This is a genomic window from Variovorax sp. 770b2 (assembly GCF_900115685.1).
Taxonomy (GTDB): Bacteria; Pseudomonadota; Gammaproteobacteria; order Burkholderiales; family Burkholderiaceae_C; genus Variovorax.
In genome coordinates this window covers 1,401,117-1,414,411 of sequence record NZ_FOXJ01000001.1, presented here as the reverse complement: position 1 = coordinate 1,414,411, position 13,295 = coordinate 1,401,117, and the positions used below count along the sequence as shown (strand labels likewise).

Below are 13,295 nucleotides of genomic sequence, written 5' to 3'. Positions count from 1 at the left end.
GAAATCCTATTCACGTAGCATGACCGCGACGCCCCACAGGAACACCGGTCATGAGCTCCCTCTCATTGCTTCGCACCCTCTTCGGCTACCGCGCCTGGGCCAACGACGAGCTGCTCGAAAAGCTGGAAGGCTTCGATCCGGAACGCCACCAGGACGCGCGGCACGACGCCATCCGCCTGATGAATCAATGCCACGTGGTGGACCAGATCTTTGCGGCGCACCTCACCGGCAGGCCGCACGGTTTCGCAGCCGACAACACGCCCGACACGCCCACGCTGCAAGCGCTTCGCAGCTCGGTTGCCGCACTCGACCGCTGGTACCTCGGCTATGTGGAAACCGTGACACCGGAACAGCTTTCCGAATCCGTGCCCTTCTCCTTCACCGACGGCGACAAGGGCTTCATGACGCGCGAGGAAATGCTGGCCCACGTCGTCACCCATGGCGGCTACCACCGCGGCGAGATCGGTCGGCTCATGCGTCAGCATGCCGTCGGCCTGCCGTGGGACACCTTTGCGGTGTACCTGCACAGCACGGACCCGTCCCGCCGGCAACAAGGCCAGCTGCAGGCCGCTTAAGGCTCAGGCCTTGTCGCCCTTGGCCGCGACCGTCATCTCCAGCTCGACGCTCGCGTTCTTCGGCAGCTGATACACACCGACCGCCGTGCGCACATGCACGCCGGCCTCGCCGAAGACACGGTGCAGCAGATCGGACGCCGCATCGGCCACTTCGCTCTGCTGCGTGAAATCCGCTGTGCACTGGATGAAGACGCCCACGCGCAGCACCTTCTCCACGCCGTCGAGCGAACCGAGCTCGCGGCGCAGCAGCGTGAGGCAGCGCAGCGCGCAGATCTGCGCGGCCTCGCGCGCCTTCTCCAGCGACACCGCGTCGCCCACGCGGCCGGTGACCACCACCGTGCTGCCCACGCGCGGCACCTGCCCGCTGGTGTAGAGCGTGCGGCCGTCGCGCACGATGGGCACGTAGTGCCCGCCCGCAAGCATCTCGCCCGCGAAGCTGTGGCCCAGCTCGGTGGCAATCTGGTCGGCAATCTGGTCTCGGCTTTGCGCTGTCGTCATATGTGTTCCATGAAACGGAGGGCCATTGTCGCCAACCGCGCGCGGGGAAAACAGATACAGATCGCGTGGACCGGCGGCGGAACAGATCGCGGACTAAGCCTCGAACGCCAGAAACACCCGCCCGCCCTCGATCTTCACCGGATAGCTGCGCAGGTCTTCCGTGAGCGGCGCGCACATCGCCTTGCCCGTGCGCACGTCGAAGCGCCCCTGGTGCAGCGGGCATTCGATCTCGTGGCCTTCGAGAAACCCGTCGCACAGCCGCGCATGCCCGTGCGTGCAGATGTTGTCGGTCGCGTGGATGCCGTCCTCGGTGCCGTACAGGGCAATGTCCCGGCCCTGCACCTCGATGCCCACCACGTCGTCGGCGGGAACGTCATCGACTGCCGCGGCGTCGATCCATGTCATCGTGCTCATGTCTTTTTTCCTTCGCTTGTCAGTTGTCGGGCTTGAGGCCGGCGCGCTGGATCACCGGCTTCCAGCGGACCAGTTCCTCGCCCATGAACTTCGCCAGCGCCTCGGGCGTGCTGCCCACGGGGTCGAAGTACGCGGTCTGCAGGCGCTTGACCGTCTCGGGGTCTTTCAGCACCGCGGCAATCTCGCGGCTCATGCGCTGCACCACCTCGGGCGGCGTGCCCTTGGGCGCCATGTAGGCGAACCACGGCACGGCCTGGATGTCGGGCAGGCCCGATTCGCGCAGCGTGGGCAGCTCGGGCAGCAGGGCCGAGCGTTCGGCCGACGTCACGGCCAGCGCCTTCAGGCGGCCGGCCTTGGCCTGCGGCATCACGGTAACGGGCGGCAGGCACGCGTACTGCACATCGCCCTGGATGATCGCGGTGACCGCCTGCCCCGACGACGCATACGGAATGTGCACCGCGAACGAATTCGTCTTGAGCTTGATGAGCTCCACGCCCAGGTGCGAGATCGATCCGTTGCCCGTCGAGGCGAAGTTGAACTTGCCCGGGTTCTGCTTCATGGCCGCGAGCCAGCCCTTCACCGAATCGACGTTCATCGCATTGGAGACCGCGCACACGTTAGGCGTGGTCGCCGCGAGCGACACCGGCACGAGGTCCTTGAACGGGTCGTACGGCAGGTTCCTGTAGAGCACCGTGTTGTAGACCAGCGGCGCATTCACCGAAAGCAGGAAGGTGTAGCCATCGGGCGGCGACTTGCTCGCCTGGTCGGTGCCGGTGTTGCCGCCCGCGCCGGGCTTGTTGTCGACGATGAGCGGCTGGCCGATGCGTGCAGCAAGCTTGTCGTTGACGATGCGCGCGAGGATGTCGGGCGACGAGCCGGCCGCGAACGGCACGACGATGCGCACGGGGCGCTGCGGCCAGTCCTGTGCATGCGCGCCAGCCGCCAATGCCACCAGGGCGAAAGCGATGGCGCGCTTCACGGCTTCGCCTCCACATCGACCATGCCTTGGTGGTCCTTCTGCTCGCGCGCGATGAAGCCCGCGATGAGCGCGCGGTACGCTGCCTCGACCACCTCGGGATACGCGCCCTCCTTCTCGGCCAGCGCCCTCACCTTGTCGATCACCTCCTGCTGGCGCTGCGGCGCCGACACCTGGAAGGCATCGCGCTTGAAGCGCGCCGCGTCCTTCACATAGCGGCCGCGCTCGGCCAGCAGCGCGACGATCTGGCGGTCGAGCCGGTCGATGTTCTCGCGCACCTCGGCGAGGTTGCCGCACAGCGGCTGGTAGGCCGGATCGATGAAGCGGCGCAACGGCGCGCCGTGTGTCTCGGGTTCTTTTTCTTGCATGGCTCAGAGGGGGTAGATGATGGAGTTCGGGATCATTTCGCTGTCGAACACGCACAGGCGCGAGGCGAATTTCAGGCCTTCGGGCGTGGGCACGACCTTGTCGATGTAGCGGCCGACGTTGAAGACGGTCGAAGGGCCGTCGAGCTTCGTGCGAAACACCGCGTAGTTGGCTTCGCTGTGGATCGCGCCGTCGTCATCGACCTTGTGCACCACCGGCAACCCGACCACATGGCGCTGGTAATACGGGTCATGGAACAGCGTCTCCTGGATGCCGTACACGCGGTCTTCCAGCATGCCCCGGCTCTCGAACGACAGCGTCGCGAGCGGCAGGTTGCGCTCGTGGTTCTCGCGCGGCTGCAGACGGTAGCTGCACTCCTCGATGAAGAACGCGGGCCACAAATCCCATTGGCCCGAATCGACTGCATGCGCATAGGCCGCATAGAGGCCTGCCAGTTCGAGATAAGCGTCGGCATCGAGCTTCTTGGTCATGCCGCCTCCATCACTTCGCGCCAGTAGCGGTACATGCCGCGGATCAGCGTCTCGGTCACCATGTGGTCGGTGTTTTCCACCTCGCGCCCGCCCAGCTCGGCGAGCGTGCGGTGATAAGGCTTCTGCTCGAAGCCCTGCTGCGAGAACTCGATCACCTCGCCGTCGTCGGCCGAGACGAAGCCGGCCGGGCCGAACAGGTTGGCCTGCCGCAGACGCCGCTGCGTCATCTCCCCGGTGTCATCCTCGAAGCCGAAATGCGTCCACACGAAATCGAAGGCATCGTGCCCCACCGGCTGGATGTGCCGCGTCGACACGCTGTTGACCTGCTGCTGCAGGATGAGGCTCGGAAAGAGCGTCATCATCACGGCCGTCGGGCCGCCCCACCAGGGCTCGGGCACGATATCGAGGAAGCGCGGGTCCTTCAGCTGCATGCGCTCCTTGAAGCTGGAGACCTGCGTCACCTGCGCGGCCTTGCCTGCGTTGCCGCGCGTGGAAATCATCGCGGCGTGGCGGCTGCGGGCGTCCATCTTAAGCTCCGACTTGTTGTCCGCGCGCCAGAGCCCGAAGGTCACGAACCAGGTGTGCAGGAGGCCCGGGTGGTACGGGTCCTTGATGTTCTCCTGCATCAGCTTCCAGTTGCCCGGAATGCGCTGGCGGCTGTAGCCGAGGATGGTGAGCTTGCGCCCGTCGAACAGGCGATCGAAGTAGTGAAGGATGTCGGGGCCGAGAAACTCCTCGAACGATTCGACCTCATGGTCGAACGACGCGAACACCACACCGCCGCGTGAGGCCACCTTGAGCTTGTTCAGGCCGTTGTCCTCGGTCTTGAAATCGGCGGGCATGCCGCCGTGGACCTTGCCGTCCTGCTTCACGCCGCGTCGAAACGGCACGCCCTGCAGGTCGCCCTTGAGGGTGTAGTTCCACTGGTGGTAGGGGCAGACGAACTCCTTCTTGTTGCCATGGCGCTCGCGGCAGAACTGCATGCCGCGGTGCGCGCAGACGTTCTCGAACACGTGGATCGCGCCCTCCTCGTCGCGCGACATCACGACCGAGCGCTCGCCGATCGCTGTGCGCTTGAAGTCGCCCGAATTCGGGATCTCGGCCTCGAGGCCGACGTAGCACCAGTGCTTCTCGTAGAAGAAGCGCTGCAGCTCCTTCTTGTGCAGCGCCTCGTCGGTGTAGGCCATGAAGGGAATGCGGCTGGTCTTCTCGCTCTCCCAATGCAGTTCGATGGGGAACACGGGTTGCGTGGTCATCGCGGGTCTCCTTTTTCTGTCGGTTCTTCAGGTGCCTTGAAGGTAGAAGGCATCGGCATGCGTCTGCTCGGGCGCCAGGCCGCGTGCGCGCACCAGTTGCGTCACCGCCTCGACCATCGGCGGCGAGCCGCAGAGGTAAGCGCGCCAGCCGTCCAGGCTGCCGGGCCAGTCGGCGCGGATGGCATCGGTGATGAGGCCCAGGCGCTGGCCCTCGCGCGCCGGGCCGGTGACGACGACCACGTGCACCTTCAGGCCCGGGTGCTGCGCCTGCAGTTCGCGCAATTCGGCGAGGCCATACACGTCCGCATCGGAACGCACGCCCAGGTAGAGATGGATCGGCTGCATCAGCCCGCCCGCGATGGCGCCGCGCACGATCGAAAGAATCGGGGCGAGGCCGGTACCGCCCGCCGCGCAGAGCATCGGTCCGCGATGCTTCGTGCGCAGATAGGCCGTGCCGAGCGGCCCGCTCACGCGCACCGGATCGCCGACGCGCAACTGCTCGAAGATGTGCGCCGTCACGCGACCGCCCGGCACGCGGCGCACATGGAATTCGAGCTCCGCATCGCGGCTCAACCCGGCCATCGAATAGGGCCGCGCGAGATCGGGCGCGAACTGCAGTTGCGCATATTGCCCCGGCGAAAACTCCAGCGGCTTGTTCGGCCTGAGCCGCAGGCGCCGGATGTCGTGCGTGAGCACGTCGATGCCCGTGACCGTCGCCTTCAGGATGCGCGCCGGATGCACCACCACCTCGTCGGGCTCGGGGATCTCGATGGCGCAGCTTTCGGTCAGCGTGCTCTGGCAGGCCAGCACGTAGCGCTCGCCCTGGCCGTCGGGACGGATCGCGTCCTGTCCGCCATCGAGCACTTGCCCCGACACCACCTTGCAGCGGCAGGTGCCGCAGCGCCCCGACATGCAGCTGTACGACACCGGCACATGGTGCTCGCGCAGCACCTCCAGAAGGTTCGCGCCGGGGCGGACCTCGAGAGTGCGGGCAAGGGGGTGAATGTGCAGGTCCATCGGGGGGCTCTCTTTGCGCCAGCGTCGTGGCTGGCTTGTCTCTGGGAGCGGATGATGCGCGGCCGCTGCAGATTGACCAATAGAATCTCGTGAATCAACCCCATCACGGATATGAATAAAGGTCCGGCATGCACCTGAAGGACATCGACCTCAACCTGCTCCTGGTGTTCGACCGCATGCTGGCCGAGAAGCGCGTCTCGGCAGTGGCCGAATCGCTCGGGCTCTCGCAGCCCGCCATCAGCAACGCGCTGGCCCGGTTGCGCAAGCTCCTGGGCGACGAGCTGTTCCTGCGCACCGCGCGGGGCATGGAGCCCACGCCCTTCGCGCTGCAGCTGGCCGAACCGGTCGCCTACGCGATGGGCGCGCTGCACACCGCGCTCAACCAGCAGGTGGTGTTCGACCCCGCCACCAGCACGCGCAGCTTCACGCTCGCGATGACCGACATCGGCGAGATCTACTTCACGCCCCGCCTGATGGAGGCGCTGTCGGTCGCCGCGCCGGGCGTGACGATCAGCACGCTGCGCAACAACACCGCGACCCACCTGCGCGACGAGCTGGAGGCCGGGCATGTGGACATCGCCATCGGCCTCCTGCCGCAGCTGAAGGCAGGCGTGTTCCAGCGCCGGCTCTTTTTGCAGCGCTACGTGTGCCTGTTCTCGGGCACGCATCCGCTCGCGCGCAAGCGCAGCGTGTCGCTGAAAGACTTCAGCGCCGCCGACCACGTGCTGGTGCAGGCCGCCGGCACGGGCCACGGCAAGGCCGACGACGTGATGGCCGCGCAGGGCATTCACCGGCGCATTCGCCTGAAGGTGCCGCACTTCGTGGCGATCGGCCACATCCTGCGTTCGAGCGGAATGATCGCGACCGTGCCCGAGCGGCTCGCCCAGAGCATCGCCGAGCCCTTCGGCCTCGTGTGGCGCCCTCACCCGGTGGCGCTGCCGCAGATCGCGATCAACCTGTTCTGGCACGCGAAGGTGCACCGCGATCCGGGCAACCAGTGGCTGCGCGGGTTGCTGTTCGACAGCTTCGCGGACAAGGACTGACGACGGTCGCCCCGACCTGTCAGGCCGCAGCGCGCGCGCTCATCCGCGCACTCATCCGCGCCACGGCCACGCCGGACATGCCGGCCACGGCGTCCGCTCCCTCCGCCCCATCCGCCGGGTGCCGCGAGGCGTACCCCGTCATCTGCGCCAGCTGCTTTTGCCGCTCGGCGATGGCGAGCTCTTTCGCGCGCGGTCCGTAGCGGCCGACCGAGAAGGCCTTGCTCACGCTCTTCTCGGGACTCACGCGCGTCATCGCGATCCACATCGCGTTCTTGCCGCCCGTGCCTTCGCGGAAATACACGCCCGCCACGCCGCTCTTGTTGTCGCGCCGCACGCGCACGGCGATCTCGCGCTTGAGCGCCGGCGGGTGCGCCTGCACCAGCCGGTCGCGCCAGGCCTGGGCCTGCGCCAACGCGCCGCCGCGACCGCCGCAGGGGTTGAAGTAGAAGGCCTTGACCATGCGCACCTTGTCGCGGCGGATGTCGACGCTCCAGTGGTCGCCATAGCCGTAGATGCCGTACATCGGGTTCGGGTTGGGAATGCCTCTTGGCATGGCGGTTCGCTCCGGAAACTGCTCGGCCGTCACACCGTATTGATCTGCGCGTTGCGCAGTTCCATCTGCTCGAAATGGCTGCCCGTGAAATCGACCATTTCGCCGCGCAGCCCGTCGGCCCGGATCCGGTTGCCGTCGCAGTTCAGGATGTCGACCCGCGTCCAGCGTCCATCGTCGAAACCCAGGTCGTTCCAGGTGCACCGGTTGAAGGTGCAACCGCTCAGTTGCGCGGCGCTGAACTGCGAGTTGCCGAAGGTGCAGCCGGTGAAAGTGCAGCCCGTGATGGCAATGCCCTGGAAGTCGCACGCGGTGAAGGTGCAGGCGCTGAACTGGCAGGCCGTCCAGCCCGCGTTCTGGAACGTCGTGGCGGTGAAGCTGGTGCCTGTGAAAGCGGTGGCGGCGAACTGGGCGAGATTCAGGTCGAGGCCGGCGTAGGCGAAGGTGTCCGCCTGGCCGACGAGACCGGCGGGGGCGCCGCCCGCGCCTTTGCGCCAGAGGTTGTGGCTGAGGATGATGAGTTGGGAGGTCACGGGGTGGCTCGTCGATAACTCGAATTCATTGGATGGAAATACCGGAGATGCCCCGACCCATCCGGTCAATAAAAATATCCGTCACTCATTGGAGAAAACAACCAATTTCCCGGAAGGAAGATTTCCATTCCAGCCGCACGGAAATCCGTCGAGAAAATAGGTAGCCTGTATTTTTTTCCAGATCTCCGGGAAATGATCGTTCGCATAACAATGGAGCAGAATTCGCATATCCCTGTGCATGAGTTCCACGAGGAGGCACGCGCCTTCATCGGTCCATTTCGAATCGGCTCCGTGGAAATTTTTCTCGCTCAGACCGAAGTAATAGTTTTTCTGCAGGTTGTAGTCGATCCATCGTTTCCATTCGAATTCCTCCGGAAAAACAGAAGCCGAATCGCTGACGGTTTGCCATTCATCGAATTTGTCGAATGAATCATCCGTCGCGTACTCGATTCCCAGGGACGCATCGGCAACCACTAGGTTTTCATTTCTATCGCCTGAATATGCGCGATTGAAATAATCCTCGCGTTCGAGAAAAGCAATCAATGGCTGGGCTTTGGCCAGCAATTCATTCCAGTTATCCATGGTCATTGTCCCCTTAGGTAATCCTTGATGCTGTTCTTCCAGTCGGCCGTGACGCCTGGAACCTTGCCGGGATGCTGGTTTCCGTACATCGTCAGGCCGCCGGTTGCGAGCTGCGCCTTGAGGGCAGTCTGAACGATCTTCAATTTCATGCACCCGGGCTCTCCCTTTCCTTTGAAACGGACCGCCCCGGCCATGGCCACTTCGGCTGCAGCACTGTACCCGGCGTGATATCCCTTGTGCGTTGTTTTTCCGAATCCTGGGGAATTGATTTGACTTATCGATGAATTCTCAGGAAGTGCAATGAGATTGCTGGCGTCATTCACATCGAAATTCGGGCAGAGTTTTTTTGCTGCTTTCACGGACGATGCGCTTTTCGGAATGATGTGATGCACCTGGTAGCCTGCAGGCAGAGGGCGACCGTATTTTTCTTCCCAATTCGTCTGCCATATCGACTTCAATCCTATCGCATCCGTCCATTGAATTGGATTGGGCGCGTAGACATGGAGATTATTGCCGCCATATAGCGCAATGGGGTCCTTGCTCACGAACCGCCCGCTGTGCGGATCGTAATACCGGTGCCGGTTGTAATGCAGCCCGGTTTCCTCGTCGAAATACTGCCCCTGGAACCGGATCGGATTCCTGACGCCGGCGCCCTCGGCGCCCCCCGCTGCCTTGGCGATCACCTCCCGCGCCTCGCCCCACGCCCGGTACTGCGCGGACCACGCGATGCGGCCTTCGTCGTCCGTCAGTTCCTGCGGCGTTCCGAGGTGGTCGCATTGGTAGAAGCACAGGTCTTCCTTGGCGAAGGGCTGCGCCACCGGTTCGCTCGTCCAGAGCGGATCGCGCGCGACGTCGTAGTCGCCCTCCTCGGCCACCAGCGCCGCGTAGTCGGGCGTGGCGTGCAGCGCGATGGCCTCGCGTTTGCGGGCCTGCGCGAGCGGCCTGAAGCTGCCGGGCTCGTAGAGGTAGTGCACGGTGCGGGTCTGCGGCAATTGCTGCGGCTTCGCGGCGTCGGGCGCGTCGACCACGCTCTCGAAGGCGAGCACGTCGCCGTCCCAGCCGTACACGGTGTGGCCCCTGGGGCCGTGCTTGGCCACGCGGCGGCCGAGCGCGTCGTAGCGGAAGGTGGTGGTGCCCTGGTGGCTTTTGGCTGCGGTCATGCGGCCGAAGCCGTCCCACTCGAAGCTGCTGCGCTCGCCGTTGCGCACGCGCTCGACGAGGTTGCCCAGCGCGTCGTAGCGGTAACTGGTGCCCGCGTAGTCCTTGAGCAGGTTGTCCAGCAGCTTGTGCGTGGCGACGTGGCTCGCGCGCGATTCGAAAGGCTCATCGTGCAGGCCCGTGCCGCGCGTTGCCGTGGCCGGCTGGCCGGGCGCATCGGGTGAGCCGGGCGTGGCGATGTTGCCCGCGGGATCGAAGGCGAAGACTTCCCTGCCCAGTGCGCCGTTGGCCTGCAGCAGGCGCCCCACCGGGTCGTAGCGGTAGTCGATGCGGCCGCGCCGGCTGTCGCCGATGCCGGTGAGCTGGCCGGCCTTGTCGTAGGCGTAGGTGCGGCGGATCAGCGCGCCGCCGATGCCGGTGCCGCCGGCGGCAGCGGCCGTCGGCGTCGCCTGGGAAATCCGCTGCTCCAGCAGCCGCCCCATGGGGTCGTAGCTCTGGCTCTGCGCCAGCCCATTGGCCTGCTCGCGCGCGACTTCGCGGTGCAGGTCGTCGCGCTCGAAGGAAAGGATGTCCTGCCCGTCCAGCATCAGCCCGTGGACATGGCCCGAGCCGTAGGTCAAGAGGCGCACCTCGTGGCCGTCGGGCCGCGTGCTCACGGTGCGGTTGCCCAGTTCGTCGTACTGGTGGCGCCACACGGCGGTCATCGGCTTGCCCGACGCGCTCGCCTCGTAGTGAAGGTGTTCGCGCACCGCGTTGCCCACCGCGTCGTAGAACCACTGCAGCCGCGCATCGCGGTTGTTCGCCTGCACCATGCGCCCCGAGGCGTCGTAGCCGAAGGTCTCGCTCAGCGTGCCCGCGCTGCGCTCCAGGAGGCGGCCCATTGCATCGAAGCGCATGTCGATGGACTGCAGCGGCTGCTCGATCTTCTCCAGCACGCCGTTGAATTCGGCATACGCGTAGCCGGTCTTCTGGCCGTCGAAGGCGACCTCGGCGAGCAGGCGGCCGACGGGGTCGTAGGCGAAGGTGTAGCTGCTGCGGTTTTCGTTGTCCAGCTGCACCAGGCGCCCGAGCTTGTCCCAGCGGTAGCCGAGCTGGTGGCCCGCGGCGTCGGTGCGCCGCGCGATCAGGCCGGCGTCGCTGTAGCCGTAGCGGGTCGTGCGGCCGAGCACGTCGGTGTGGGCCAGGAGGCGCCCCTCGGCATCGTGGGCGAAGCGTTCGGTGCTCTGGTCGGGGTTGACGATGCTGTCGAGTTGCCCATGCGCATAGCGATAGTGCGTGGCCTGGCCGGCGGCATCGGTGCTTTGAATCAACCGGCCGCGCGCGTCGTAGGCCCAGGTGGTGGTCTTGCCCGAGCAGTCGGTGCGCGAGAGCAGCTGGCCCACGGCGTCGTAGGCCATGCGGGTGGTGCCGCCCTTGGCATCGGTGATGCGCACTGGCAGTCCGGCCTTGTCGTAGTCGTACGTGGTCTTGTGGCCCAGCGGATCGGTCTCCTCGACGAGGTTGCCCTGCACGTCGCAGGTCCGCAGCCAGAGCTGGCCCTCGGGGTCGCGGATCTTCACGAGATTGCCGCTGTCGTCCCAGTCCAGGTGGATCTCGCTGCCGTCGGGACGCGCCTGGCTCACGAGCCGGCCCTCGGCGTCGTAGCTGAAGTGCTCGACGCCGCCGCTGGGCTGGATGTGGCGCACGATGTTGCGCGCCTCGTCGCGAAAGAACCATTCCTCGCGCAGGTCGGGGTGGACCATGCGGTAGGTGTAGCCCAGCTCGTCGTAGTAGTAGCGCGTCTCGTGGCCCAGCGCATCGGTCACGGTCGCAAGGCGGATGTGCTCGGCCCAGCGCACGCGGGTGTCGAAGCTGCCGTCGTCCATCCACTCGCGCACGGCGCGGGCATCGAGGCCGGTGCCGTCGTAGGCGAGGTTCACGCCGCGGCCGGTGCGGTCTTCGTAGCGGGTCAGGAGGTGCCGGTCGTACCTGTAGTGCCAGGCGGTGGAGGTGCGCTGCGGCGCCTCGTCGACGAGCTCGTTCACCGCGGTGAGCGCAGTGAGCGCGATCGGCGCGGTGGGCGCGATCGGTGCGATCGGCCCGTTCTCGTCCTGCGCCTCGACAAGGTCGCCGTGCGCGTCGTAGGCATAGGCCGCCAGTTGCCGCACGAGCCGCCCTTCCTTGATCTCCCAGACGCCAGCAAAGCGCCCCTGCGCATCGATGCGCGTGCCCGCATGCGCGATGACCTTGTCGCCCTGCTTGACCATGACGTCGCTGAGCACCGTGTGATCGGGCCGCAGCGGATGCGCATGGTCGTAGCGCAATGCCACGCTCGCGCCGGCGCGCATCTGCATGAGCGCGAGCCGGAAGAACCCGCGCTCGCCGCCGAGCGCCGGAATGCGCTCGTAGGTCTGCATCCAGTCGCGGCCCTGGTTGAGGGTCAGCAGGTCGGGCGAGAGGCGCACGAGCGCGAGGTCTTCGATGGCGTCGTGGTGCGTCTGCCCCACGGCGAGCGCGGGGTAGCGCTTCGTGCGGCCGTCTTCCGCGTGATGAAGCAGCGCGCCCTCGCTGCCGTCGTCCAGCAGCTCGATGTCCAGCTGCGTCGTGTAGGGCGTGATCCACCGCGCGCCGAGCACGCCCTGGTCGTAGGCACCCAGGTCCGAGCGGTAGGTGCGGCTCCAGGTGATCGGCAGGGCACCGGGCAATTCGAAGTCGGTGTGCGTGAGCGTCTCGGCGCCCAGGCTCAGGGAGATGGAGCGCGCCGTCGCGGAGCCCGGGCACTTGCAGGGACGGCCATCGGCGGCGCCGCGCTTCTGGCGCCTGCGCGGCTCCAGCGTGCCGGGGCCGCGCTTGTCCTTGACGTTGTTGACCTTGCGCGGATGCACCGTGCCGCCGCGCTTGCGCTTGAGCTTGGGCGCAACCTCCAGGATCTTCACCAGCAGCCAGCCGATGCTGAACATGGTGCCGGGGTCCACGAGATCGAGCATCTTCCTGGCGGCCAGCTTGCCCAGGTCGCGCATGGCCTTGGCGAGCGACTGGATGTGCGTCCTGAATTCCGGCGAGATGTAGGTGGCCACGCTGGAGGCGCCGCCCACCGCGAGGTTGGCGGCCTCCTTGTTGCCCGCCACGAAGATGTTCTTGGCCGCGCGCAGCAGGTGGACCGATTTCCTCGGGTCCCACCACGAGGTCTTCTCCGCGGCCGCGAGCGCGACGTTGGCCGAGCGCACGCTGGTGTTGGGGTTGAACAGGTGCCCGTCGAGCGCCGAGAGCAGCGCATCGGCCAGCGCGTTGGCCAGCGTCTCGGCGAACTTGCCGCACTCCACCAGCATGTCGTGCAGCTTGGCCTGCGCGCTCTTGATGAACTCGTCCAGCTCGCCCGTGATGGAGGCCGCCAGGTGCCCCGCGATGAGGATGAGGAAATCTTCCGCAAGGTTCTTCACGCCCTGCTTGAGCTTCTGCTTGGCCAGCTGCAAGGGCGCGCGCAAGGCCACGCGCGCGGGCCCCGTGCCGGGCATCGGGACGACGCCGATGGCGTCGACGCCCAGGTTCACCCACGAGATGATCGACACCTCCTTGCCGGCCTGCTTCAGGTCGTTGATCTCGATGATGTCGTAGACCACATCGGAGAACGCGATGAGGTTGGAGACACCCGGAATGGCGTTGCCCACGGTCTTCAGGCGGTCGAGGGTAACGATGTCGTTGGTGTTGTCGCGCAGCCATTTGTCGAAGGCGTTGAAGCCCTCGGCGACCTCGGCGGCGTTGATCTGCTCGAGGGGTTCGATCGCGTATTCGTCTGATTCGGCGGATTCGGCCATGTCGTGGGGGTCCCTGGATATCGGTTGTCGTTGTCAGGAGGC

The 13,295-nt window shown here is 66.1% G+C and carries 13 protein-coding genes; 2 read left to right on the top strand and 11 right to left on the bottom strand.

Going from position 1 to position 13,295, the window contains the following annotated elements; translation table 11 throughout:
• Positions 1-50 precede the first annotated feature (50 nt).
• Positions 51-575, top strand: a complete 525-nt coding sequence (locus tag BM133_RS06515; protein ID WP_093432445.1) for a DinB family protein — start codon at positions 51-53, stop codon at positions 573-575.
• A gap of 3 nt (positions 576-578) precedes the next feature.
• Here the strand turns inward: BM133_RS06515 and BM133_RS06510 are convergent, their stop codons facing one another.
• From BM133_RS06510 to BM133_RS06480, 7 genes are all read right to left on the bottom strand, one after another.
• Entirely contained in the window at positions 579-1,073 is a 495-nt protein-coding gene (locus BM133_RS06510) for a RidA family protein (protein ID WP_093432444.1), read from the bottom strand.
• A gap of 93 nt (positions 1,074-1,166) precedes the next feature.
• Positions 1,167-1,487, bottom strand: coding sequence for a non-heme iron oxygenase ferredoxin subunit (locus BM133_RS06505; protein WP_093432442.1), 321 nt, complete (start codon positions 1,485-1,487; stop codon positions 1,167-1,169).
• Between the two features lie 19 nt (positions 1,488-1,506).
• A complete protein-coding gene (locus tag BM133_RS06500) occupies positions 1,507-2,466 on the bottom strand; it encodes a Bug family tripartite tricarboxylate transporter substrate binding protein (RefSeq protein WP_093432441.1) in 960 nt (319 codons plus the stop codon).
• Positions 2,463-2,831, bottom strand: coding sequence for a chorismate mutase (locus BM133_RS06495; protein WP_093432439.1), 369 nt, complete (start codon positions 2,829-2,831; stop codon positions 2,463-2,465). The genes BM133_RS06500 and BM133_RS06495 overlap by 4 nt, the downstream gene beginning before the upstream one ends.
• A gap of 3 nt (positions 2,832-2,834) precedes the next feature.
• Positions 2,835-3,320 carry an aromatic-ring-hydroxylating dioxygenase subunit beta gene (locus BM133_RS06490; RefSeq protein WP_093432438.1) on the bottom strand — a complete coding sequence of 162 codons (486 nt, stop codon included), beginning with the start codon at positions 3,318-3,320 and terminating at the stop codon, positions 2,835-2,837.
• On the bottom strand, positions 3,317-4,576 hold the full coding sequence (locus tag BM133_RS06485) for an aromatic ring-hydroxylating dioxygenase subunit alpha (protein ID WP_093432436.1): 1,260 nt from the start codon (positions 4,574-4,576) through the stop codon (positions 3,317-3,319). The genes BM133_RS06490 and BM133_RS06485 overlap by 4 nt, the downstream gene beginning before the upstream one ends.
• Positions 4,577-4,603: 27 nt before the next feature.
• Positions 4,604-5,593 (bottom strand): 2Fe-2S iron-sulfur cluster-binding protein, encoded by a 990-nt coding sequence (locus tag BM133_RS06480; RefSeq protein ID WP_093432435.1) that lies wholly within the window; start codon positions 5,591-5,593, stop codon positions 4,604-4,606.
• A gap of 128 nt (positions 5,594-5,721) precedes the next feature.
• On the opposite strand from BM133_RS06480, the gene BM133_RS06475 reads away from it, so the two are divergent.
• Complete coding sequence (locus BM133_RS06475; RefSeq protein ID WP_093432433.1) at positions 5,722-6,636, top strand: LysR family transcriptional regulator; 915 nt, start codon at positions 5,722-5,724, stop codon at positions 6,634-6,636.
• A 19-nt stretch (positions 6,637-6,655) separates the two neighbouring features.
• Here BM133_RS06475 and BM133_RS06470 read toward each other — a convergent pair whose 3' ends face one another.
• The 4 genes from BM133_RS06470 to BM133_RS06455 form a co-directional block, all read right to left on the bottom strand.
• Positions 6,656-7,189, bottom strand: coding sequence for a hypothetical protein (locus BM133_RS06470; RefSeq protein ID WP_143100085.1), 534 nt, complete (start codon positions 7,187-7,189; stop codon positions 6,656-6,658).
• A gap of 29 nt (positions 7,190-7,218) precedes the next feature.
• Positions 7,219-7,719 (bottom strand): pentapeptide repeat-containing protein, encoded by a 501-nt coding sequence (locus BM133_RS06465; RefSeq protein ID WP_093432430.1) that lies wholly within the window; start codon positions 7,717-7,719, stop codon positions 7,219-7,221.
• 81 nt (positions 7,720-7,800) lie between these two features.
• Positions 7,801-8,301 carry a hypothetical protein gene (locus BM133_RS06460; protein WP_143100084.1) on the bottom strand — a complete coding sequence of 167 codons (501 nt, stop codon included), beginning with the start codon at positions 8,299-8,301 and terminating at the stop codon, positions 7,801-7,803.
• 2 nt (positions 8,302-8,303) lie between these two features.
• Positions 8,304-13,253 carry an RHS repeat-associated core domain-containing protein gene (locus BM133_RS06455; protein ID WP_093432427.1) on the bottom strand — a complete coding sequence of 1,650 codons (4,950 nt, stop codon included), beginning with the start codon at positions 13,251-13,253 and terminating at the stop codon, positions 8,304-8,306.
• Positions 13,254-13,295: the final 42 nt, after the last annotated feature.

Coding starts and splice junctions, on each gene's coding strand:
- BM133_RS06515 (WP_093432445.1), top strand. CDS start 51: ATGAGCTCCCTCTCATTGCTTCGCACCCTCTTCGGCTACCGCGCCTGG.
- BM133_RS06510 (WP_093432444.1), bottom strand. CDS start 1,073: ATGACGACAGCGCAAAGCCGAGACCAGATTGCCGACCAGATTGCCACC.
- BM133_RS06505 (WP_093432442.1), bottom strand. CDS start 1,487: ATGAGCACGATGACATGGATCGACGCCGCGGCAGTCGATGACGTTCCC.
- BM133_RS06495 (WP_093432439.1), bottom strand. CDS start 2,831: ATGCAAGAAAAAGAACCCGAGACACACGGCGCGCCGTTGCGCCGCTTC.
- BM133_RS06490 (WP_093432438.1), bottom strand. CDS start 3,320: ATGACCAAGAAGCTCGATGCCGACGCTTATCTCGAACTGGCAGGCCTC.
- BM133_RS06485 (WP_093432436.1), bottom strand. CDS start 4,576: ATGACCACGCAACCCGTGTTCCCCATCGAACTGCATTGGGAGAGCGAG.
- BM133_RS06480 (WP_093432435.1), bottom strand. CDS start 5,593: ATGGACCTGCACATTCACCCCCTTGCCCGCACTCTCGAGGTCCGCCCC.
- BM133_RS06475 (WP_093432433.1), top strand. CDS start 5,722: ATGCACCTGAAGGACATCGACCTCAACCTGCTCCTGGTGTTCGACCGC.
- BM133_RS06470 (WP_143100085.1), bottom strand. CDS start 7,189: ATGCCAAGAGGCATTCCCAACCCGAACCCGATGTACGGCATCTACGGC.
- BM133_RS06460 (WP_143100084.1), bottom strand. CDS start 8,301: ATGGATAACTGGAATGAATTGCTGGCCAAAGCCCAGCCATTGATTGCT.
- BM133_RS06455 (WP_093432427.1), bottom strand. CDS start 13,253: ATGGCCGAATCCGCCGAATCAGACGAATACGCGATCGAACCCCTCGAG.